This is a genomic window from Pseudocitrobacter faecalis (assembly GCF_965231525.1).
GTDB classification, from domain to species: Bacteria; Pseudomonadota; Gammaproteobacteria; order Enterobacterales; family Enterobacteriaceae; genus Pseudocitrobacter; species Pseudocitrobacter faecalis.
In genome coordinates this window covers 2,765,277-2,787,017 of the sequence record NZ_CBDDNJ010000002.1, presented here as the reverse complement: position 1 = coordinate 2,787,017, position 21,741 = coordinate 2,765,277, and the positions used below count along the sequence as shown (strand labels likewise).

The 21,741-nt window shown below is 53.1% G+C and carries 25 protein-coding genes; 15 read left to right on the top strand and 10 right to left on the bottom strand.

All coding sequences use genetic code 11. The features are described 5' to 3' along the window. Positions 1 to 5: 5 nt before the first annotated feature. Entirely contained in the window at positions 6 to 1,094 is a 1,089-nt protein-coding gene (locus tag ACOXYR_RS13915; protein WP_108474652.1) for a glycoside hydrolase 5 family protein, read from the bottom strand. A 142-nt stretch (positions 1,095 to 1,236) separates the two neighbouring features. On the opposite strand from ACOXYR_RS13915, the gene ACOXYR_RS13910 reads away from it, so the two are divergent. Continuing rightward, positions 1,237 to 2,247, top strand: coding sequence for a LacI family DNA-binding transcriptional regulator (locus ACOXYR_RS13910; protein WP_113857399.1), 1,011 nt, complete (start codon positions 1,237 to 1,239; stop codon positions 2,245 to 2,247). A 6-nt stretch (positions 2,248 to 2,253) separates the two neighbouring features. Here ACOXYR_RS13910 and ACOXYR_RS13905 read toward each other — a convergent pair whose 3' ends face one another. Then, on the bottom strand, positions 2,254 to 2,880 hold the full coding sequence (locus ACOXYR_RS13905) for a glutathione S-transferase family protein (RefSeq protein ID WP_108474650.1): 627 nt from the start codon (positions 2,878 to 2,880) through the stop codon (positions 2,254 to 2,256). A gap of 240 nt (positions 2,881 to 3,120) precedes the next feature. Here ACOXYR_RS13905 and dacC point away from each other — a divergent pair, with 240 nt between their 5' ends. The 3 genes from dacC (at position 3,121) to ACOXYR_RS13890 (ending at position 5,024) form a co-directional block, all read left to right on the top strand. Next, positions 3,121 to 4,323 carry a serine-type D-Ala-D-Ala carboxypeptidase gene (gene dacC, locus ACOXYR_RS13900; protein WP_421355621.1) on the top strand — a complete coding sequence of 401 codons (1,203 nt, stop codon included), beginning with the start codon at positions 3,121 to 3,123 and terminating at the stop codon, positions 4,321 to 4,323. Positions 4,324 to 4,602: 279 nt separating this feature from the next. Further along, positions 4,603 to 4,815: a DUF4177 domain-containing protein gene (locus ACOXYR_RS13895; protein WP_421355590.1), complete on the top strand. Its 213-nt coding sequence runs from the start codon at positions 4,603 to 4,605 to the stop codon at positions 4,813 to 4,815. After that, positions 4,812 to 5,024, top strand: coding sequence for a hypothetical protein (locus ACOXYR_RS13890; protein WP_108474648.1), 213 nt, complete (start codon positions 4,812 to 4,814; stop codon positions 5,022 to 5,024). The genes ACOXYR_RS13895 and ACOXYR_RS13890 overlap by 4 nt, the downstream gene beginning before the upstream one ends. A gap of 70 nt (positions 5,025 to 5,094) precedes the next feature. Here ACOXYR_RS13890 and deoR read toward each other — a convergent pair whose 3' ends face one another. Both deoR and ybjG read right to left on the bottom strand, forming a co-directional pair. Beyond that, a complete protein-coding gene (gene deoR, locus ACOXYR_RS13885) occupies positions 5,095 to 5,853 on the bottom strand; it encodes a DNA-binding transcriptional repressor DeoR (protein ID WP_108474647.1) in 759 nt (252 codons plus the stop codon). A gap of 69 nt (positions 5,854 to 5,922) precedes the next feature. Next, the gene (ybjG, locus tag ACOXYR_RS13880) at positions 5,923 to 6,531 is read right to left on the bottom strand and encodes an undecaprenyl-diphosphate phosphatase (protein WP_108474646.1); all 609 of its coding nucleotides are present in this window, start codon (positions 6,529 to 6,531) and stop codon (positions 5,923 to 5,925) included. A gap of 267 nt (positions 6,532 to 6,798) precedes the next feature. Here ybjG and ACOXYR_RS13875 point away from each other — a divergent pair, with 267 nt between their 5' ends. Continuing rightward, positions 6,799 to 8,034 carry an MFS transporter gene (locus tag ACOXYR_RS13875; RefSeq protein ID WP_108474682.1) on the top strand — a complete coding sequence of 412 codons (1,236 nt, stop codon included), beginning with the start codon at positions 6,799 to 6,801 and terminating at the stop codon, positions 8,032 to 8,034. A 34-nt stretch (positions 8,035 to 8,068) separates the two neighbouring features. Here the strand turns inward: ACOXYR_RS13875 and ACOXYR_RS13870 are convergent, their stop codons facing one another. Together ACOXYR_RS13870 and ACOXYR_RS13865 are read right to left on the bottom strand one after the other, a co-directional pair. Further along, a complete protein-coding gene (locus tag ACOXYR_RS13870; RefSeq protein WP_421355589.1) occupies positions 8,069 to 8,881 on the bottom strand; it encodes a Cof-type HAD-IIB family hydrolase in 813 nt (270 codons plus the stop codon). Continuing rightward, complete coding sequence (locus tag ACOXYR_RS13865; RefSeq protein WP_421355620.1) at positions 8,878 to 10,044, bottom strand: MFS transporter; 1,167 nt, start codon at positions 10,042 to 10,044, stop codon at positions 8,878 to 8,880. Before ACOXYR_RS13865 ends, ACOXYR_RS13870 begins: the two co-directional genes overlap by 4 nt. A 117-nt stretch (positions 10,045 to 10,161) precedes the next feature. Between ACOXYR_RS13865 and ACOXYR_RS13860 the strand changes: the two genes are divergently transcribed. Continuing rightward, positions 10,162 to 10,704, top strand: coding sequence for a TetR/AcrR family transcriptional regulator (locus tag ACOXYR_RS13860; protein WP_421355588.1), 543 nt, complete (start codon positions 10,162 to 10,164; stop codon positions 10,702 to 10,704). A 2-nt stretch (positions 10,705 to 10,706) separates the two neighbouring features. Here ACOXYR_RS13860 and ACOXYR_RS13855 read toward each other — a convergent pair whose 3' ends face one another. The 3 genes from ACOXYR_RS13855 to ACOXYR_RS13845 all read right to left on the bottom strand — a co-directional run bounded on the left by ACOXYR_RS13855 (position 10,707) and on the right by ACOXYR_RS13845 (position 13,376). Further along, positions 10,707 to 11,048, bottom strand: coding sequence for a HigA family addiction module antitoxin (locus tag ACOXYR_RS13855; RefSeq protein ID WP_407732416.1), 342 nt, complete (start codon positions 11,046 to 11,048; stop codon positions 10,707 to 10,709). A 53-nt stretch (positions 11,049 to 11,101) separates the two neighbouring features. Further along, on the bottom strand, positions 11,102 to 11,407 hold the full coding sequence (locus tag ACOXYR_RS13850) for a type II toxin-antitoxin system RelE/ParE family toxin (RefSeq protein ID WP_421355587.1): 306 nt from the start codon (positions 11,405 to 11,407) through the stop codon (positions 11,102 to 11,104). Positions 11,408 to 11,690: 283 nt separating this feature from the next. Then, positions 11,691 to 13,376 carry an aspartate:alanine antiporter gene (locus ACOXYR_RS13845; RefSeq protein WP_421355586.1) on the bottom strand — a complete coding sequence of 562 codons (1,686 nt, stop codon included), beginning with the start codon at positions 13,374 to 13,376 and terminating at the stop codon, positions 11,691 to 11,693. Positions 13,377 to 13,650: 274 nt separating this feature from the next. Here ACOXYR_RS13845 and ACOXYR_RS13840 point away from each other — a divergent pair, with 274 nt between their 5' ends. Next, the gene (locus ACOXYR_RS13840; RefSeq protein WP_108474642.1) at positions 13,651 to 14,058 is read left to right on the top strand and encodes an inner membrane protein YbjM; all 408 of its coding nucleotides are present in this window, start codon (positions 13,651 to 13,653) and stop codon (positions 14,056 to 14,058) included. On the opposite strand, the gene ACOXYR_RS13835 is transcribed toward ACOXYR_RS13840, so the two are convergent. Then, the gene (locus ACOXYR_RS13835) at positions 14,055 to 14,318 is read right to left on the bottom strand and encodes a GrxA family glutaredoxin (RefSeq protein ID WP_015965155.1); all 264 of its coding nucleotides are present in this window, start codon (positions 14,316 to 14,318) and stop codon (positions 14,055 to 14,057) included. The two genes, ACOXYR_RS13840 and ACOXYR_RS13835, sit on opposite strands and share 4 nt — an antisense overlap. A 182-nt stretch (positions 14,319 to 14,500) precedes the next feature. Here ACOXYR_RS13835 and ACOXYR_RS13830 point away from each other — a divergent pair, with 182 nt between their 5' ends. The 8 genes from ACOXYR_RS13830 (at position 14,501) to potI (ending at position 21,724) form a co-directional block, all read left to right on the top strand. Further along, a complete protein-coding gene (locus tag ACOXYR_RS13830) occupies positions 14,501 to 14,791 on the top strand; it encodes a DUF1418 family protein (protein WP_421355585.1) in 291 nt (96 codons plus the stop codon). Further along, on the top strand, positions 14,775 to 15,497 hold the full coding sequence (gene nfsA / locus ACOXYR_RS13825; protein ID WP_108474640.1) for an oxygen-insensitive NADPH nitroreductase: 723 nt from the start codon (positions 14,775 to 14,777) through the stop codon (positions 15,495 to 15,497). The genes ACOXYR_RS13830 and nfsA overlap by 17 nt, the downstream gene beginning before the upstream one ends. A 163-nt stretch (positions 15,498 to 15,660) precedes the next feature. Beyond that, the gene (gene rimK / locus ACOXYR_RS13820; protein WP_421355584.1) at positions 15,661 to 16,563 is read left to right on the top strand and encodes a 30S ribosomal protein S6--L-glutamate ligase; all 903 of its coding nucleotides are present in this window, start codon (positions 15,661 to 15,663) and stop codon (positions 16,561 to 16,563) included. A 118-nt stretch (positions 16,564 to 16,681) separates the two neighbouring features. Then, a complete protein-coding gene (locus ACOXYR_RS13815; protein ID WP_108474638.1) occupies positions 16,682 to 17,164 on the top strand; it encodes a type III secretion system chaperone family protein in 483 nt (160 codons plus the stop codon). 406 nt (positions 17,165 to 17,570) lie between these two features. Then, the gene (gene potF, locus ACOXYR_RS13810) at positions 17,571 to 18,683 is read left to right on the top strand and encodes a spermidine/putrescine ABC transporter substrate-binding protein PotF (protein WP_350435638.1); all 1,113 of its coding nucleotides are present in this window, start codon (positions 17,571 to 17,573) and stop codon (positions 18,681 to 18,683) included. Between the two features lie 102 nt (positions 18,684 to 18,785). After that, positions 18,786 to 19,919, top strand: coding sequence for a putrescine ABC transporter ATP-binding subunit PotG (gene potG, locus ACOXYR_RS13805; RefSeq protein WP_421355583.1), 1,134 nt, complete (start codon positions 18,786 to 18,788; stop codon positions 19,917 to 19,919). Positions 19,920 to 19,928: 9 nt separating this feature from the next. Then, positions 19,929 to 20,882 carry a putrescine ABC transporter permease PotH gene (gene potH / locus ACOXYR_RS13800; RefSeq protein WP_189623481.1) on the top strand — a complete coding sequence of 318 codons (954 nt, stop codon included), beginning with the start codon at positions 19,929 to 19,931 and terminating at the stop codon, positions 20,880 to 20,882. Beyond that, the gene (gene potI / locus ACOXYR_RS13795; RefSeq protein WP_421355582.1) at positions 20,879 to 21,724 is read left to right on the top strand and encodes a putrescine ABC transporter permease PotI; all 846 of its coding nucleotides are present in this window, start codon (positions 20,879 to 20,881) and stop codon (positions 21,722 to 21,724) included. The genes potH and potI overlap by 4 nt, the downstream gene beginning before the upstream one ends. Positions 21,725 to 21,741: the final 17 nt, after the last annotated feature.

The window sequence follows — 21,741 nt, the reverse complement described above, 5'->3', positions numbered from 1 at the left end:
AAGGATCAGCGGCGATCTCTGCGCTGTTGATGGTAAGTGGATAGCGCTTTCACCATCTTCATTTCTTGTTCACACCACGGTTTGCCGTCGGCGTGAAGCACATCGTGATACCAACGTGATTGCCAGTCTGGCTGTGACCGCTGTACTACGGGCCAGGGGATCCAGGTTTGTGTTCTGCCTTCCACCAACCCCCAGTGATAACATCCAGTATCGAATGCGCTGAAGAGGGGAAGCTGTTCTGTCAAATTGCAATCAAGATGGCGAGCGAGCCACTCGGTGCAGAGCACAGGACGTCCACGCTGAGACAGTTTGTCGAGAATTTCAAGCTGGCATGCGACGGTGTTGTAGTTGTGATAACTGACGATATCTGACAGTGCGAGCGCAGTGGCATCAATGGGATGTTCAAAAGTCGCATAATCGTCATGTTCAACATGCCACGCACCAACAGTAAGCGGCTGGCTTGGACGAACATCGTGTGCCCAACTAAACGCTGAGACCATCAGTGTTAATGCAAATTCCTCCAGGGCGTCGTCTATATCTGATGATTCGCCGGGGCCGACAAACACGCCACGGTTGCCGGGTTCATTGTAGAGATCCCAGATAGCCACACGTTCGTCATTTTTAAAGCGGGTTAAGACGTCGCGCACGTAGGCTTCGACGCGCGGCCACAGGCTTGGGCTCATGACAATAGCACGTCCCGGGCTGGCTGCCGCCTGGCTGTTGTGCAGATTAGGTACGGGATCTTTTTGCGGGCCAAGATAAGGTTCGTCGCCGGAGAAACCACAGTCATCCATTAGGGTCAGCATGACCTGAATATGATGTTTTGCGGCTATCGCCAGGAACGTATCGATACGCGCCAGCAGCCCATCACGATCGTCTTCCCAGACAATAAACGGCAGGTTGGTGCGCAGAGCGTTGTAGCCATAGTTATGCGCCCATTCCAGCTCTTGATCGATAGTATGGGCGTCGAAGGTTTCGGCCTGCCACATTTCCGTCCAGTTGACCGCGGTACGCGGTAAATAGTTAAATCCACAGGCCCATCCATGCTCGTTGTACCACTCCTGCGCCTGTGACTTACTCCACTGAGATTGCATGAGTATTCTCCATTGGTAATAATATTAGCTAATATTTATTACCCTCATGGACTGGGCAATAAAAATCCTGGTAATTTGCCGGGTTGTTCACAAAAAAGGCGTAGAAGTTTTGTGCTATAGTCGGCAGCGATAAGGAGCCGAAATGCAAAAGAAAAATAAGATAACCATGAGCGATATTGCCAGAGAAGCGGGGGTCTCACAGGCCACCGTGTCACTGGTATTAAACAATAGCCGGGCAGTGCGTTTGAGCGAAGATACGCGCGAGCGCGTCGTGATTGCAGCGCAGAAGCTGGGCTATAAGAAAATCGCCGTGTCGCACCGCCAGGAAGGGCAGGAAGAGATTGCATTGCTGTTATGCGGAATGGACGGTTACGACCCCTTTATTGACGCGCTGAGTGAAGCCAGCAGCACGGCCTGGCAGCGTGACACGCTACTGACCGTTTACGACTATGGTGATGATTTTGAGATGGCGCGGCAGATTATCCAGCAACTGGCTGGTCGCAATTGTGCCGGGGTAATTCTGGCGAGTCCAACCACACGCGCATTCGATTTTTCGCCTTTTGAACCTTTGCTGAATGTGCCGGTTGTACTGCTGAATCAGTACGATCCCGCGCGGCCTTTATTGCCCACGTTCTTGCCAGACGATCGCGCGAATGCTTGCCAGATCGTGAGTCACCTGCTGGATCAGGGGGTAACGCGCATCGCGCACATTACGGGGGATGAGTGGATGGATGCCAGCGTCCTGCGTCTTGAGGGTTATCGCCAGACGCTTGAGCAGGCGGGTATCACGATTGATGACGCGTTAATTAAGCCGACAGACTGGTCGTTGAATGCGACCTTTAACGCCACGCTGGAATTAATGAAATTACCGCAGCCGCCGCAGGCCATCTTTTGCGCCAGCGACTGGATGACGCTCGGCTGTTATCAGGCGCTGGCGACGCTCAATATTAAGGTGCCGGAAGACATTCTGGTGTGCGGATATGACGATCAACGGATTGCGCATCAGCTGACGCCCATGCTTACCAGCGTGCAGTTAGCCTACAGTGAGCTGGGCCGAATGGCGGTGGCGTATTTATGCGATGGCGATGATGTTGCGACGCACGTGCGGCTGGTCGGGAAATTGCAGGTACGCGGCAGCAGCCAGCGTACCTGAGGAACATCAGGAAACGGGGATCATCACTACGCTCTGGAAGGCAGGGCGCTCCGCAAGCTGCTGATACCAGCGCGCGAGATGCGGATGCGGTTGCCAGGTTTTCACCGTTTCCAGCAGGTTGTAGACGAACGGCGCGACGGCAATATCGCCAGGGCCAAATTCCTCGCCCGATAACCAACGTTGTTTCGCCAGTTCGGCATCAAGAATCGCCAGCAGGGGTTCGCACTGGGCAATGGCTTTATCAATCGCTGCGTGATCGCGTTTTTCCGGCGGCGTTCTGACCAGCCCCATCAGGATCAGGCGGTGAGTGGCGGCTAAAGTGTCATTGGCCCAGTCCATCCACTTCTCGCCCAGTGCGCGCTTAGCAGGTGACTCCTGCCACAAGCGCCCCTGACCGTACTGGGCCACCAGATAACGCACGATGGTGTTGGATTCCCACAGCACGATACCGGCTTCGTCGTCCTTTAGCAGCGGCACCAGCCCATTGGGATTAAGTGCAAGGAATTCGGCATCGTGATTCACACCAAACTCCATGCCCGCCATAATCTGCTGATAAGGTAATTCCAGCTCTTCCAGCGTCCAGCGGACTTTTTTCACGTTCGTTGAGTTATTTCTGCCCCACAGCGTAATCATAACCACTCCAGTGTTTCGTATCAGTACGTTTTTGCATGGTGATTCAATCTTAGTCTTTAGGCAATCTCGATCAAAAAATTGTTCAGGTTTTTCGCACATCCAGAGGATCTTGCGTAAACTTAAAAAACTTTACCAACTCACTGTTTCTTTAAGAGAGTTTATACGTTATTACTCACCGCCTGGTGCAGCACGGTTACGGTAGTGGCGTGTTTTTTTGGAATGGATACTTGGGTGGCTTTTATGACGCGTGATGCTTTTTCCCTTCGTGGCCTGGTGACGGGCTCTGTTCTTTTACTTTTTGTCGCACCTGCTGTGCAGGCGGCGGAACAACTTCCTGATGCGCCGTCGATTGACGCACGCGCGTGGATCCTGATGGATTACTCCAGCGGTAAAGTGTTAACCGAAGGGAATGCGGACGAAAAACTTGACCCGGCCAGCCTGACCAAAATTATGACCAGCTACGTCGTGGGACAGGCGCTGAAAGCGGGCAAAATTAAGCCGACCGACATGGTGACTATCGGGAAAGATGCGTGGGCGACCGGCAACCCGGTGCTTCGCGGCTCTTCCGTCATGTTCCTCAAACCGGGCGAGCAGGTTTCCGTTGAGAACCTGAATAAAGGGGTGATTATCCAGTCCGGTAACGACGCCAGTATCGCTATTGCGGATTACGTCGCGGGCAGCCAGGACTCTTTCGTGAGCCTGATGAACGGCTACGCGCAGAAGATTGGCCTCACCAATACCACCTTTAAAACCGTCCACGGCCTTGATGCGCCGGGGCAGTTCAGTACTGCGCGCGATATGGCCTTGCTGACTAAAGCCATGATCCACGATGTGCCCGAAGAGTACGCGATCCACAAAGAGAAAGAATTCACCTTTAATAACATTCGCCAGCCAAACCGTAACCGTCTGTTATGGAGCTCAAGCCTGAACGTCGATGGCGTGAAAACCGGTACCACCGCGGGTGCAGGCTATAACCTCGTAGCGTCCGCCAGCCAGGGTGAAATGCGCCTGATCTCCGTGGTACTCGGCACCAAAACAGACCGCATCCGTTTTGGTGAATCAGAGAAACTGCTGACCTGGGGCTTCCGCTTCTTTGAAACTGTGACGCCAATTAAGCCAGACGCCACCTTTGTGACGCAGCGCGTCTGGTTTGGTAATACCAGCGAAGCGAAACTGGGCGCAGGCGAAGCGGGCTCGATTACCATACCGAAAGGGCAACTGAAAAACCTGAAGGCCAGCTACTCCCTGACTCAGCCGCAACTTACCGCGCCGCTGAAGAAAGGTCAGGTTGTCGGGACTATTGACTTTAAACTGAATGACAAAACCATCGAACAGCGTCCGTTGATCGTGATGGAAGCCGTGGAAGAGGGCGGGTTCTTTAACCGGATGCTCGATTTCGTGCTGATGAAATTCCATGAATGGTTTGGTGGCTGGTTCTCTTAATCCATTCACCACGGGCGAAATTGCCTGATGCGCTACGCTTATCAGGCCTACAAAAGAGTGCAAAACCTTGTAGGCCGGATAAGGCGTTTATGCCGCATCCGGCAAGAACAAAGCAGACGCAACTCTTTGCCCGTATTTTCTTAATATATCATTAAGATTTCCTAAATTGTCTCTCGTTGACGACCCCCGATAATAGTATGGCTGTACCGTTGGCACATTCTTATTTTTTGTGAATAAGAAAATATCTAACTATTATTTATTTTTATTAGAGAGACCCTCGTGAAGGAATATAAAGCTGTTATTTATAAGGAAGGTATGCTGGGGAGCCTGCTCTTGGGCGGATCAAAAATCAACCCTGTTAAGTTAAGTGATTTTCTCAATAAAAATGCCAAAGAGGGTTGGCGGGTCGTGACAATGGAAAAGGATTATCGCCGTATGCTGCTGTTTTTTATGCGCGAAGCCTATGTCATTGTTCTTGAAAGGGAAGTATGAAAACAACCATCATTGTCTGTCTGATAATCCTGGTGGCATGGTCATGTCTGGCGCTGATTCAGCTATGGTTTGTCCCGCTTAATGGCTGGACGTTTATTAAAATATCCATCACCGCTGGCGTACTGGATTTCGTCGTATTGATTGTCGGTTTATGTCGGCGAGAATATTGCGAAAACACCAAAATGAAGGACGATGGATATATAGACTAAATATATATTTGTCGCAGGAAGAGTGATTAACATCATACGGAAATTATTCGTATGATGTTAATTCTCACAGTTACCACAGCAATTCAATCTTCTTGCTTTTGCAGTAGTCCTGCAAAGGACGCTCAGGTGCAGCATCACTGACGAGCACATCAAATTTTTCCAGCGCGCCCATTCTGGCCGGGCGTACCTTGCCGAATTTACTGTGATCCGCCACAAGTACGTGATAACGAGCCTGACGCATCGCCCAGTGTTTTACCGGCAGCTCTTCAAGATTAAAGCAGGTAGCGCCCTGAATCATATCGATGCCTGCCGCGGAATAGAAGGCGATATCCGGGCAAAGATGGGCGAGCGTGTCGTGCTCGCTCAGCGGTTTAAAGATGGCGTTGCTGGCATGAAATTCCCCTCCGCATAGGATCACTTTGCAGTTGGGCTTTTCCTGCAACGCCAGAAAGGTGTTCAGTGAATAGCAAACGCCGGTAAAAGGCAGGTCATTATCAATCGCATCGATGATCCACGGCGTTGTTGTCCCGCAGTCGAAAAAGGCCATCTGGTGGGCTTTAAGCAACTGCGCAGCATGCTGTGCCGCACGTTTCTTCTCCTCCACCAGGCGTGTTTTTTGATCGCTTAAGAGATAATGCGAGGCACTTCGCGGTTCGAGGACGATGTAGCCGCCGAGCAGCACCACTGGCCCGCCCTGGCTATTCAGGTCACGGCGAACCGTCATTTCTGAGACACCCAATAGCGCCGCCGCTTCTTTAAGGTGCAGTTTATCGCTACGTTTTAATGCCTGAATGAGTTGACCAATCCGCTCGTCGCGTCGTGTTTCCATGTTTCCTCTACCGGGCCAGCTCCGGCAGGGCGCCGGAGTCAGCCTGTCATATTACCTGTGCCTGACAGCTTAGTCACGCACCCAACCTTTGCGGATTGGCAGCGAGAACAGCATGCGGTAAAGGGATTGCAGGCGCTGATAAATCTGGCTACCAAAGTGGTGCCACAGCATCTGTGAGGTCAGGCAGCCGATAAGCCCGCTCAGGAAACCACCGAGCATATCGATAGGCCAGTGCACGCCAAGATAAACACGTGACCAGGCAATTGCACCGGCGATAACCATTAACACAGCGCCGGACCACAAACGGTGCCAGAACAGGAAGGCGAGGGCGAAGGTGAAAATCACCGTGCCGTGATCGCTGGGGAAAGAGTCGTCTGCGGCATGCGGCAGGAAGTTGTAGCCCACGCCGTCGACAAATGGACGATCGTGCGGGAACAGATGGCCCACCACCCATGAAAGCGTCAGGGCGACGACAATCGCCAGCGCGGTTTTGACCACCAACTGACGCTGGGCGCAAACCTGCTGTTTCGGCCCCCATAGCCAGAGCGCAGCCGCCAGGAAGGGCACGATTGAAATCAGGTCACGGGCGATAAAGGTCGCCAGGGAGATTAACCACTGCGCCGAAGCGGGTGTGGCATTCAATAGTGCGAAGAGTTGGTGGTTCAGGGTTTCCAGCATAACATCCAGACTTTTATGACAGATTAATGACCGATACCTTAAAAAGCTTAACCGCAGCGGTAAAGAGGGATAGTCTTAATTCCGCTTTCACATGCACGTGCTAATCAGGCTAACTTGTTGAATTCAGCACACTATACCTGCTCAACGTTAAGCAAACCTTAAACGAGTAAAATTGTGCGGAAATATTACATCCAGGCGATAATTTACTATCGTCACTACGATGTGTGGATTAAACTTGCGCGTTTTTACACTGAGTTAGTTTTGGTCATGAGTCATCCCTCTGTTTCCGGCAAACGTCTGGGCCGTCAGGCGCTGCTTTTTCCGCTCTGTCTGGTGCTGTACGAATTCTCCACCTATATCGGTAACGATATGATTCAGCCGGGAATGCTGGCGGTGGTAGAACAATTCAACGCGGGCAACGAGTGGGTTCCCACCTCAATGACGGCGTATATGGCAGGCGGCATGTTTTTACAGTGGCTGCTGGGGCCGCTTTCTGACCGTATTGGCCGCCGTCCGGTGATGTTGACCGGCGTGGTGTGGTTTATCGTTACCTGTCTCGCCACGCTGCTGGTGCAGAATATTGAGCAGTTTATTTTCCTGCGTTTTCTGCAAGGGGTCAGCCTGTGTTTTATCGGCGCGGTAGGCTATGCGGCAATTCAGGAATCTTTCGACGAAGCCACCTGCATTAAAATTACCGCACTGATGGCGAACGTTGCGCTGATTGCGCCATTGCTTGGCCCACTGGTCGGTGCGGCCTGGGTGCACGTTGCGCCGTGGGAAGGCATGTTTGTGCTGTTCGCGGGGCTCTCGGTTGTCGCTTTTGGCGGTTTGTTCCGTGCGATGCCGGAAACCGCCACGCGTATTGGTGAAAAGCTTTCTCTCGGTGAGCTGGGTCGAGATTACGCGCTGGTGCTCAAAAATGGACGTTTCCTGGCGGGTGCGCTGGCGACGGGGTTTGTTAGCCTGCCGTTGCTGGCGTGGATTGCCCAGTCGCCGGTGATTATTATCAGCGGTGAGCAGGCAAGCAGCTATGAATATGGCCTGTTACAGGTACCTATCTTCGGCGCGCTGATCGCCGGTAACCTGACGCTGGCGCGCCTGACCTCTCGGCGTTCCGTGCGTTCGCTGATTATCATGGGCGGTTGGCCGATAATGGCCGGTTTAGTGCTGGCTGCGGCTGCGACGGTTGTGTCTTCACACGCGTATCTGTGGATGACGGCAGGATTGAGCGTTTACGCGTTTGGTATTGGCGTGGCGAATGCCGGCCTGGTGCGTCTGACGCTGTTTGCCAGTGAGATGAGTAAAGGCACCGTTTCGGCGGCGATGGGGATGTTGCAGATGCTGATTTTTACCGTCGGCATCGAAGTCAGCAAACACATGTACCTGCAAGGGGGGAATGGGCTGTTTAGCCTCTTCAACCTGGCAAACGGCGTGCTGTGGCTGGTGGCGGTTGTCTTCTTTTTGAAAGATAAAACGGTCGGCAGCAGTAACCAACCGCAATAATGTGTGTGCCCGGCAAGCGCTGCCGGGCAGTCATTCAGGCGAACGGGTCTTCCCCGTTTAGCGCTTTCTCAATAATCTCCAGCACGCCTTCCTCGTTATTATGCGGCGCGCGGTATTTCGCGACTGATTTCACCACATCAGAAGCATTCGCCATTGCAAAACCATAGCCTGCCTGTTGCAGCATTTCGATATCATTACCACTGTCGCCGAAGGCGAGAACTTCGCTGTCATCAATACCCCAACGCGTCTGGAGCAGACGCAGACCGTTCGCTTTATGAACGCCTGGAACGATGAGGTCGATACTGCCATGTCCGGTGGTGACGGCGGTGAGCATATCGCCCACTTCTTCATGAATCAGTTTTTGCATCTCGGGAACCAGAGTATCCGGGACGTTAAGACCAAACTTGAGGAAGGTATCGTCAATGTTGTCGAAGTTATCCACTTCTTCCAGACGATGATAGTAGCGGATGGCAATATCTTTGAATGCCTGATCGTAGCGTTTTAGCGTGTAAGCGCTCTGTTTCCCGCAGGCGATAATCTCCAGTTCAGTCCGGGTTTGCAGATAACGCACCACGTCCTGAAAATGCGGCTTCGGAATACTGCAGTTGAAAATATCTTCTCCGGCATCCACTACCCAGCCACCATTTTCGGCAACAAACGCGATTTCATCAGCAATCTCCGGGAAGAAGGAGATGAGCTGATAATACTGGTTACCGCTGGCGACCGCGAAGCGGATACCTTGCTGTTTCATGCGCTGATATTGAGCCAGGAAACGCTCGCGATTATAGGTTTTCGCATCGCTGAGGAAGGTGCCATCCATGTCGACTGCAATCAGTTTGATACTCATCCATTACTCTCCATCACAACGTGGGGTTCAGGTTTCGCCACCGCGCGCGCCACCAGCGCGGCGATCAGTACCAGCGCCAGTACGGCGAGCATGGCGCTGCGCAGACCATAATGTTCGCCCAGGAAGCCCAGCAGCGGCGGCCCGACAAGAAAAGCAAGGTAACCGGTGGTGGCGACCACGCTAACGCGCGTCGGCGCATCCGGGCCGGTATCGCTGGCGGCGGAAATGGTCAGCGGGAAGCCTAACGACGCGCCCAGCCCCCATAAAATAACGGATACACCGGCCACCCAATCAACATCGACAAAGATGATCAGCGCAATACCCAGCGCGCCCATCAGCGCACTGGCGCGCACCACCGTCACGCGGCTATAGCGGTCAATGAACCAGCCTCCGGTAAAGCGGCCAATGGTCATGCCCAGGGTAAAACCGGCGTAAATCAAGGCACCGGACTTCGGGCTAAACCCGTGGCCGTCAACCATCAGCAGCGGTAACCAGTCATTCGCTGAGCCTTCAGCAAATGCCATCGCCAGCACCACAACGCCAATCAGCATCAGTTGCATATCGCGCCAGAAAGGTACCCCTTTCTCAATATGTTCGGTGCCTTCTGCGGCGTTTTTACCGGTTCCTTCGGGAATCGCCCGAATGGCGATAGCGATAGGCGCAATGCCCACCAGCGCCGCCAGGGCGATATGCCACATAGCGGGTAGACCAAAGGCGGTTAACGCCATGCCAACGCCCGCGCCCACCAGCGTGCCGAAACTGTAAAAACCATGCATCATCGGTAGTACGGTTTTTTTCATCTCTTGTTCTACGGCGGCGCCTTCAACGTTAATAGCCACTTCCGCTGCGCCAAAGCTGCCGCCAAACACCGCCAGCCCGGCGGCAAAAATCCACGCTGAACTGAACCAGAGCGCGATGCTTAAAATCAGCATTCCGATGACGGCGCATGACATGGTGGTGCGAATAACTTTGCGCGTGCCAAAACGTTTCACCAACGGAGCCGAACAAAGAATCCCGCTCATTGAGCCCACCGATAGCCCGAACAGCACAATGCCCATCTCCGCCGTTGATACCGATAAAATATCGCGGATTGCAGGCGTACGTGTCGCCCAGGAGGCCATCAGCAAGCCCGGTAAAAAGAAGAACATAAACAGCGCATACATGCGCAACTGAAGGGCTTTGCGGGGCGTCACGTTGTTATCCCTTAGCGAAGTTGACGAAATGATGCGACAACACTAGCAAGGCTGTGTACATTTGTACATAAACAAACGAGGAGAAATATGGCCCGTCGACCCAACGATCCGCAGCGCCGGGAGCGCATCCTTGACGCCACGCTGGAAACCATTGCCGCTCATGGCATCAGCGCTGTCACGCACCGCAAAATCGCCAGCTGCGCGGATGTTCCGCTTGGCTCGATGACCTATTACTTTGAAGGTATAGAAGCGTTACTGGTGGAAGCGTTCACAGTATTCACCGAACGGATGTCTCAGGAGTATCGTGACTTCTTTTGTGCGGTTGAAAACCCTGTTGCCGCCTGTGATGCCATCACTCAGCTTATCTTTAGCAGCGAAGTCACCACGCCACGTAATATGACGCTGATGTATCAGCTGTACGCCTTCGCGGGGACTCGCCCGGCGCTGAAAGGCGTGATGCAAAACTGGATGCAGCGCAGCCAGCAAACGCTGGAGCAGTGGTTTGATCCGGCAACCGCCCGCGCACTGGATGCGTTTATCGAAGGGATGACACTGCATTTTGTCACCGACCGCCAGCCGCTGACAAAGGCGCAGATACGGGAAACGGTGGGGAGGATTGCGGGGTTATAACGTCAAGCCACATCCTTCGCCTGTTGTTTACGTGCAGCAATAAAGTCTTCTGCCGTGATGATGCGGCTGAATTCAAGCTGAGTACGCGGATTGTTTTCAATCTCCCAGATATCGACGGCAGATTGCAGGTTTAGCCAGAATTCAGCAGAAGTATTAAAAACAATCCCTAACCTGAAGGCCATGTCTGTTGTCAGCTTACGGTTGTTATTGACCAGCGCGCTGACCGTATTGCGGTGAACCTGAAGCATTTCTGCGAGATCATTAATCTTAAGATTTAACGGCTCCAGAAATTCATACAGCAGGATATCACCGGGGGTAGTCGGTTTACGGGTTGCCTGGTTCATCTGTTTTATCCATCTCATGTGACGGCTAACGGTATGTTGCCGCGGATTATTCGTTAATATTCATGGGGATCGAGGTAAAGTTCATATGCTTTTCCATCTATCCATCTGAATATTAAACGATACTGCTTATTGACTCTGATAGAGGAGTAACCTTTCAGTTTTCCCTGAAGCAGCTCATAACGATTCCCCGGAGGCGACTTGAGATCCTGCCAGCACGTAGCCGAGTTAATGATATCGAGTTTACGGGCTAGTCCGGCATGAATTTCCCCAGGGATTGCTTTGTGTGGGGCCGCGTAGCAAAAAAAATCGGCGAGCCAGCGATCCCGAAAACTTCCAATGTTGAATAATTTTTGCGGCATTCCATGCAGCCTTTTGGGGTTATCTGTCCCTAATTTTAATACATTTATGCACAGTTATGAAGTGCAATTTTTAACAAAAGATGTGGGGTTGAAAACGAGGTGGGTGAAACTGAAGAGTCGTAGAAAACAAAAAACCCATCAACCTTGAACCAAATCTGGCGGGGTTGATGGGCTCCACAAAATGGGGACATCAAAGAAAAGCAGTGGCATAAGTTATGACTGACGCTTATGCGAAAAGTTCTCTGTATCCCTAAAAATTTTTCTAAACCGTTAAGACTAAGAATTATCCTAGCCCAGGCCAAATGATGATAATCAGCGTACCAGCCAATGTTAACAATACGTTAGCAATCGCGTAGGTGCCTGCGTAGCCCAGCGCTGGAATGTTGCTTCGTGCAGTGTCGCTAATGATTTCCATGGCCGGTGCACAGGTACGTGCGCCCATAATAGCGCCGAAGAGCAGCGCGCGGTTCATGCGCAGAATGTACGCACCAAAGAGGAAGCTAATCACCACCGGCACCAGGCTGACAATCAGCCCCGCGACCAGCATCTGGCCGCCGACCGCGCCGAGGCTGTTGCCGATGCCGCTGCCCGCGCTTAAACCGACGCCTGCCATAAAGACCATCAGGCCGAACTCTTTCACCATATTCAGCGCACCCTGCGGGATGTAACCGAAGGTCGGGTGGTTGGCACGCAGGAAGCCGAGCATGATGCCCGCGAACAGCAGACCTGCCGCGTTACCCACGCCAAAGCTAAAGTTGCTGAACTGGAAGGTGATCATACCGATCATCAGGCCGACAATAAAGAAGGCGCAGAAGGCCAGCAGATCGGTAACCTGGCTGTGAATAGAGACGAAGCCGATACGGTCGGCGACGGTCTTCACGCGTCGTGCATCACCGCTGACCTGAAGCACATCACCTTTGTTGAGCACCACGTTGTCATCGATAGGCATTTCGATCTGGCTGCGAATGACGCGGTTAAGGAAACAGCCGTGGTCGGTGAGTTTCAGCTGTGCCAGGCGGCGGCCCACTGCATTGTGGTTTTTGACCACGATTTCTTCGGTGACGATACGCATGTCGAGCAGGTCACGATCGAACACTTCTTTACCGTTGCGGAAGCTTGGGTCGAGACGGGCGTGCGCGTCCGGATATCCCACCAGCGCAATCTCATCGCCCATCTGCAGCACCGCGTCGCCGTCCGGGTTCGCCAGAATGCCGTTACGGCGAATACGTTCAATGTAGCAACCGGTCTGGCGATAGATGCCCAGCTCGCGCAGGTTTTTACCGTCGGCCCACGCCACCAGTTCCGGGCCGACGCGATAGGCGCGGATAACCGGCAGATAGACTTTACGATTGGTGTCCGTATCCAGACCACGTTCGCGGGCGATTTGCTGGGCGCTGGTTTGCAGATCCTGATGTTGCAGTTTTGGCAGATAGCGCGCGCCGACAATCAGGCTGACCAGACCAATCAAATAGGTGAGGGCATAGCCGAGGCTTAAGTGATCCTGAGCGATAGCTAACAAGCTCGGTTCCATTCCCGAATGGCGGAGGGTATCACCCGCGCCAACCAGTACCGGGGTGGAGGTCATCGAGCCTGCGAGCATACCGGCCGTCAGACCGATGTCCCAGCCGAACAGCTTACCGAGGCCCAGGGCAATCAGCAGGGCGCTGCCAACCATCACCAGCGCCAGCATCAGGTAATTTTTGCCGTCGCGGAAGAAAATTGAAAAAAAGTTAGGCCCGGCTTCCACGCCGACACAGAAAATAAACAGCATAAAGCCGAGATTGAGCGCCTCCGTGTTAATACTGAAATGCTGCTGGCCTAATAACAGGGAGACGACTAAAACGCCAATAGAATTACCGAGTTGAACGGAACCCAGACGTAATTTCCCCAGGCAAAGGCCAAGTGCCAGCACCACGAATAATAACAGGATGTAATTCCCATTTAACAAATCTGCGACGTTTATATTCACGGAGACTAACTTCTTGTTTACCAGTAACTTGTTGAAAGAGTTGGTTATTTAGTCTAATGTTTTGGTTCAGACAGCCGCGTAGTTGCCTCTGTTCTGTACCTACAAAATAACCAAAAAATTGAAGCCGTTAGTTTAATCGTTCCTTATCGCTTCGGCTAGCAACAATCGCTTTTTGTACTTAAGTGTTTTGGCACGGATGGCCAGATGCTTTATCTGACTGGGCGCCCAATGGGTGAAATGTTGAGTTTGATAGAGAATTTTTCAGGAGGATCCTTTGAGATCTGAACGCGGCTGGACCGGCGTGATCTGCTGTTTCCTGCTTTTTATCGTGGTTTTCTTTTCATTGCTGCTGCATATGAAGGGCGCATTTCGCGCATCTGGCGCACCTGAACTGGGATTATTGTTCTTTTTGATTCCCGGTGCGGTCGCCAGCTTCATCTCGCCAGGACGTCGCGTGTTACGGCCACTGGTCGGCGCGATTATGGCGGCACCCTTATGTATGGTGCTGATGCGGCTGTTTTTCTATTCTGAGCGTTCGTTCTGGCAGGAGCTGGCGTGGCTGTTTAGTGCGGTATTCTGGTGTGCGCTGGGGGCGTTGTGCTTCTTGTTTGTTACCACGTTATTACGGCTTAAAAACCGTGATGCCGACGCCCACCCGCTGGATGGGCATCAAAAGGATTAAGCGTACAGGCCGAGGGTCTCTTTTGCCCAGGCTTCAAAATCCGTGCAGCCGCCGATGTGTTGCTGATCGACAAAAATCTGCGGCACCGTCTCAACCGGCTTACCCACTGTTTTTTCCAGATCGGCTTTGCTGATGCCTTCCGCGTGGATATCAACGTAGCGATAGTTGAAGTCGTCGCGTTCTTGCGTCAGTTTCTCAGCCAGTTCTTTTGCGCGCACACAGTACGGGCACCCCGGGCGACCAAAAATTACGGTGAACATCGTTTCTCTCCTCAACCTTAAAATAAGGCGCTCATCATGACCTTATTACGTCTGGCGTGAAAGAAGGTTCTGCCTGTTGCTTCGATTCATTCTGGCTATGTGTGGCGAATTGCCCTGCAACAATCGCTTCGTGTGAGATAGACTTGTGGTCTGATAAAGCAGCACGGTTAAGCGGAGGATGCATGCGTTCGCTCGGGGCGTTACCCAAAAGCGTTTTGATTCTTGAAGCAATAGGTATGGTGTTGTTGGGGGCCGCCTGGCTCTCACTCAACGGCTATGTCTCGTTGCCTGAGCCGGTCGCCAGCCAGGGGGCGGCGGCAGTGATGATTTTCGCCGGGATAATCCTGATGCTCCCCGCCGCCTTTGCCCTGTTTTGGGGCATGGCGCAAACCGTTGCACCACAATTGATGGGGCGTAGTGCCAAAACGCCCCCTAAGCAAGATAAGGAAAAACATGATGACGCCGACCATTGATCTGCTTCTCAGCCATCGTTCTATTCGCCAGTTTACCGATAAGCCCATCAGTGACGAGCAACGTGCAGCGATTATCGCCAGCGCGCAGGCGGCATCCAGTTCGAGTTTTCTACAGTGCAGTTCGATTATCCGCATCACCGATAAAGCGATGCGCGCACAACTGGTTGAAATGACTGGCGGCCAGCAGCATGTGGCGCAGGCGGCGGAGTTCTGGGTTTTCTGCGCCGATTTTAATCGCCATCTGCAAATTTGCCCGGAGGCGCAGCTTGGCCTTGCGGAGCAACTGCTGCTGGGCGTGGTCGATACGGCGTTGATGGGGCAGAACGCCTTTACCGCCGCAGAATCCCTCGGGCTCGGCGGCGTTTACATTGGCGGGATTCGCAACAGTATTGAGGCGGTGACCGAACTGCTGAAGCTGCCTAAACACGTGCTGCCGCTGTTTGGTCTGTGCCTGGGCTGGCCGGACAGTAACCCGGATCTTAAGCCGCGCCTGCCGTCGTCTATCGTGGTGCATGAAAACCATTATCAGCCGCTGGATGCTGACGAACTGGCGAAATATGATGAACAGCTTGCGCAATACTACCTCTCTCGCGGAAGCAATAATCGTCGTGATACCTGGAGCGATCACATTCGCCGCACCATCATTAAAGAGAATCGTCCGTTTATTCTCGATTATCTGCACAAGCAGGGCTGGGCGACCCGCTAATAATCTTCATCTTTCGAATGGTCTCTGCGTTGGCTGCGCGCCTTGAGACGATTCGAATAATTTTGATTATTAGATAGAAAAAAAGGCCGCCGGACGCCATTTTTATTCCGGCGGTGCGTGTATGATACGCAGGCTTTTTTCAGGTTTTTTAGCGAGGTAAAGGGTGAAAATTGCCATTTTGTCCCGGGATGGAACGCTCTACTCCTGTAAGCGTCTGCGTGAAGCGGCGATGCGCCGTGGTCATATCGTCGAAATTCTTGACCCGCTCTCCTGCTATATGAACATCAGCCCGTCGGCGTCGTCCATCCACTATAAAGGTCGCAAGCTCCCGCATTATGACGCGGTGATCCCGCGTATCGGCTCGGCGATCACCTTTTATGGCACGGCGGCGCTGCGTCAGTTTGAGCTGCTGGGTAGCTATCCACTTAATGAATCCGTCGCCATTACCCGCGCGCGCGACAAGCTGCGTTCACTGCAACTGCTGGCGCGGCAGGGCATCGACCTGCCGGTCACCGGTATCGCCCATTCGCCCGATGACACCAGCGATTTAATCGATATGGTGGGCGGCGCGCCGCTGGTGGTAAAGCTGGTGGAAGGTACGCAGGGTATTGGTGTCGTGCTTGCCGAGACGCGTCAGGCGGCGGAAAGCGTGATTGACGCCTTTCGCGGCTTAAACGCGCATATCCTCGTGCAGGAATATATCCAGGAGGCAAAAGGGTGCGACATACGCTGCCTGGTGGTTGGCGATCGCGTGGTGGCGGCGATTGAGCGGCGAGCGAAAGAGGGCGATTTCCGCTCTAATTTACATCGCGGCGGCGTGGCGACGGTGGCGGAAATTACGCTGCGCGAGCGCGAAATCGCCGTACAGGCCGCGCAAACGTTGGGGCTGGATGTCGCTGGCGTGGATATTCTGCGCGCCACGCGTGGCCCGCTGGTGATGGAAGTGAATGCCTCACCGGGGCTGGAAGGGATTGAAAAAACCACCGGTATTGATATCGCAGGCAAAATGATCGAGTGGATTGAACGTCAGGCACACCCTGGTTTTTGTCTGAAAATCGGCGGCTGAGACTGTTTTTTCGGCTTTCGTGGTATACGCGTGCAATTTTGCGTAAGCTATAGCGATCGACTGCCGGGCTCATTGCCCGGTTTTGTTATGTTTTAACCCTCATGAGGTCATAGGTCATATGGATTCACTCGTCGTCCCGAGTCTGGATACGTTACGTCAGTGGCTCGACGAATCAGGCATCAGCTTTTATGAGTGCGATACCTGTCAGGCGTTGCACCTGCCGCATATGCAGAATTTTGATGGCGTGTTTGACGCCAAAATCGACCTTATTGATAACACCATTCTCTTCTCTGCGTTGGCGGAAATTCGGCCGACCGCACTGCTAGCGATAGCGGCGGATCTCTCGGCCATTAATGCCAGTTCACTGACCGTCAAGGCGTTCATCGACATACAGGATGATAATTTGCCAAAACTGGTGGTTTGCCAGTCTTTATCTGCCTCTGTTGGCGTGGCTTACGAGCAGTTTGTGGCTTTTATGCGTCAAAGCGAAGAGCAGGTGTCGATGGTGATTCTGGAGGCTTTCGCACAGCAGCTGCTGTTTAAAGCGGAAGAAGAGGAAGAACAGCCAACTGAAGAGATTCAATACCACTTTCTTCACTGATCCCACCCCGGAATAGCGCAGCCACTGCCAGAGCGGCTGCCTATCACGTTCGTTTATTTTGCATTTAACCTATTTTTAAAGATTAATTCACTACCTGAAAGACCCTTTTGGCCTATCAGATAGAGTGATCTTGCATAAAAAATTGATAAAAGGCGTTTTTAACGCTGAGCTATAGCCTCTATCTCTGGCTACAGTTATTCTTGCGATGCCCGGATGATCCCCCCTCAGCAGCCAGACCTTTCGCAGATTTGGCGAGGTTTTTGCATCCGTTAAGCGAGCGAAGACTGCGGCGAGAGGAACTTTTTCTTCTTCAATGCGGTACGACAAAAATATGCATGATTATTGCATACCTCCGACTGCGTATATTTGGTCCAAATGTTAACGGACGTTGAGAAGGAAAAGAGATATGGCCGCTTTCAGTAAAAAATGGTTAACAGGTCTGGTGACAGGTGTGCTGATGGCCACCTCGGCAAGCGCGCTCGCTGCGGAGCAAAAGACGCTGCATATCTATAACTGGTCTGATTATATCGCGCCGGATACGGTGGCGAATTTTGAAAAAGAGACCGGCATAAAAGTGGTGTATGACGTTTTCGATTCCAACGAAGTGCTGGAAGGTAAACTGATGGCGGGCAGCACCGGGTTTGACCTTGTCGTGCCCTCGGCGAGCTTCCTGGAGCGCCAGTTAACAGCGGGCGTGTTCCAGCCGCTGGATAAAAGCAAACTGCCAAACTGGAAAAATCTCGACCCGGAAGTGCTAAAGCTGGTGGCGAAACACGATCCCGATAATAAATACGCCATGCCTTATATGTGGGCCACGACCGGGATTGGCTACAACGTTGATAAAGTGAAAGCGGTGCTCGGCGATGATGCGCCTGTGAACAGCTGGGATCTTATCTTCAAACCTGAAAATCTGGAGAAGCTGAAAAGCTGCGGCGTTTCCTTCCTTGATGCCCCGGAAGAAGTCTTCGCCACTGTGTTGAATTATCTGGGTAAAGACCCGAACAGCAGTAAAGCGGATGATTACACCGGCCCGGCAACGGAGCTGCTACTGAAGCTGCGCCCGAACGTGCGATACTTCCACTCCTCACAATATATCAACGACCTGGCGAACGGTGACATCTGCGTGGCTATCGGTTGGGCGGGTGATGTATGGCAGGCGGCGAATCGCGCGAAAGAGGCGAAAAACGGCGTGAATGTTTCCTTCAGCATTCCAAAGGAGGGGGCTATGGCGTTCTTTGATGTCTTTGCCATGCCTGCTGATGCGAAAAACAAAGATGAAGCTTATCAGTTCCTCAACTACCTGATGAAACCCGAGGTGGTGGCGCATATCAGCGACCATATCTTCTATGCCAACGGCAATAAAGCCTCAACCCCATTAGTGAGTGAGGCGATTCGCAATAACCCGGGTATTTATCCGCCGCCAGATGTCTTTGCCAAACTCTTCACCCTGAAAGTGCAGGAGCCAAAGATTGATCGCGTGCGTACCCGTGCGTGGACCAAAGTAAAAAGCGGTAAATAACTGACGCAATCCGCCCGGCGCGCTACCGGGCGGATTAGCCGCGCAGTTTTTCGTATGGCAACCGGGCCATAACGAGTGTTTTTTTTGCCGGAGAGCACCCTATTGAACGACGCGACCCCCCGCCCGCAGGCGAAAATCCGTAAAGCGCTCACCCCGCTGCTGGAGATCCGTAACCTGACCAAATCTTACGACGGCCAGCATGCCGTGGATGACGTCAGCCTTACCATTTATAAAGGCGAAATTTTTGCGCTGCTTGGCGCATCCGGCTGCGGAAAATCAACGCTGCTGCGGATGCTGGCGGGCTTTGAGCAGCCCAGTAACGGGCAAATTATGCTCGATGGCGTTGACCTGGCCCATGTTCCGCCCTATCAGCGTCCGATCAACATGATGTTTCAGTCTTACGCACTGTTTCCCCATATGACCGTGGAGCAGAACATCGCTTTTGGCCTGAAGCAGGACAAGTTGCCAAAAGCGGAAATTAGCGCCCGAGTTGCTGAAATGCTGGCGCTGGTGCATATGCAGGAATTTGCCAAACGGAAACCGCATCAGCTTTCCGGCGGCCAGCGTCAGCGCGTAGCGCTTGCCAGAAGCCTGGCGAAGCGGCCAAAACTGCTGCTGCTGGATGAGCCGATGGGCGCGCTGGATAAGAAACTGCGCGACCGGATGCAGCTCGAAGTGGTCGATATTCTGGAACGCGTCGGCGTGACCTGCGTGATGGTGACGCACGACCAGGAAGAGGCGATGACCATGGCCGGGCGCATTGCCATTATGAATCGCGGTAAGTTTGTGCAGATTGGTGAGCCGGAAGAGATTTACGAGCACCCGACCACCCGCTACAGCGCGGAGTTTATTGGCTCAGTCAATGTCTTTGAAGGGCTACTGAAGTCGCGCGAAGAGGATGGGCTGGTGATTGAGGCTCCTGGGCTGGTGCATCCATTGAAGGTCGATGCTGATGCATCCGTAGTGGATAACGTCCCGGTTTACATCGCGCTGCGTCCGGAAAAAATCATGCTCTGCGACGCGCCGCCTGAGAATGGCTATAACTTTGCCGTGGGCGAAGTGGTACATATTGCGTATCTGGGCGACTTGTCGATTTATCACGTGCGCTTAAAAAGCGGGCAGATGCTCAGCGCCCAGCTACAGAATGCACATCGCTACCGGAAAGGATTACCCACCTGGGGCGATGAAGTGCGTCTGTGCTGGGATGCTGATAGCTGCGTCGTTCTGACGGTGTAAGGAGGGCGAATGCGTGCTTTAGAATCGCCAACCCACGCCGCGAAACCGGTGGGTTTTACCCAGTGGTTCACGCGTGTGAAGGTCGCGCACGGGCGTAAATTGGTTATCGCGCTGCCGTTTATCTGGCTAATTTTGCTGTTTTTGCTGCCCTTTTTGACGGTATTTAAAATCAGCCTGGCCGAAATGGCGCGCGCGATCCCGCCGTATACGGATCTCATGTCGTGGGACGACGGGCAGCTTACACTGTCGCTGAATTTCGGCAATTTCCTGCAATTGACCGACGATCCCCTGTACATTGAGGCCTATTTTCAGTCGTTGCAGGTGGCGGCTATTTCGACGATCTTCTGTCTGCTGTTAGGTTACCCGCTGGCGTGGGCGATCGCGCACAGTAAACCGTCGACACGCAATATTCTGTTATTGCTGGTGATCCTGCCGTCGTGGACGTCGTTTTTGATTCGCGTTTATGCCTGGATGGGTATCCTGAAAGGCAACGGTGTGCTGAGTAATTTTCTGCAATGGGCGGGCATTATCGACCAGCCGCTGGAGATCCTGCACACCAACCTCGCTGTATATATTGGCATCGTCTATGCCTATCTGCCATTTATGGTGCTGCCTATCTACACCGCGTTGACGCGCATTGATTACTCGCTGGTGGAAGCCTCGCTGGATTTAGGCGCAAGGCCGCTGAAAACCTTTTTCAGCGTGATTGTACCGTTAACTCAAGGCGGGATTATTGCGGGATCAATGCTGGTATTTATTCCGGCGGTGGGGGAGTTTGTGATACCTGAACTGCTCGGCGGCCCGGACAGCATCATGATTGGCCGCGTGCTGTGGCAGGAGTTCTTTAACAACCGCGACTGGCCGGTCGCGTCGGCGGTGGCAATTGTCATGCTCCTGCTGCTGATTGTGCCGATCATGTGGTTCCACAAACATCAGCAAAAACAGATGGGAGAACACGGATGAACAACTTACCGGTCGTCCGCTCACCGTGGAGAATACTGATTCTGGTGCTCGGTTTTACATTTCTGTATGCGCCGATGCTGATGCTGGTGATTTACTCCTTCAACAGCTCAAAGCTGGTGACGGTGTGGGCGGGATGGTCAACGCGCTGGTACGGCGAATTGTTTCGCGATGAGGCAATGATGAGCGCGGTGGGGCTCAGCCTGACCATTGCCGCCTGTGCGGCAACCATGGCGGCAATTATGGGCACCATTGCGGCGGTGGTGATGGTGCGTTTTGGCCGTTTTCGCGGCTCCAACGGCTTTGCCTTTATGATAACCGCGCCGCTGGTAATGCCTGATGTGATCACCGGGTTATCGTTATTGCTGCTGTTCGTTTCACTCGGTCACGCCATCGGCTGGCCGTCCGATCGCGGCATGCTCACCATTTGGCTGGCGCACGTCACCTTCTGTACCGCGTATGTGGCGGTGGTGATCTCATCGCGCCTGCGCGAACTGGACCGCTCGATTGAAGAAGCGGCGATGGATCTCGGAGCAACGCCGCTGAAAGTGTTCTTTATCATTACCTTGCCGATGATTATGCCGGCAGTGATCTCAGGCTGGCTGCTGGCGTTTACGCTCTCGCTCGACGATCTGGTGATTGCCAGCTTCGTCTCCGGGCCTGGCGCGACTACGCTGCCGATGCTGGTCTTCTCCAACGTGCGTATGGGCGTCAACCCGGAAATTAACGCCCTGGCGACGCTCATTCTCGCGGTAGTCGGAATTGTCGGATTTATCGCCTGGTACCTGATGGCGCGCGCAGAAAAACAGCGTACGCGTGATATCCAGCGTGCAAGACAAGGATAATCCTCTTAAAATTAAGC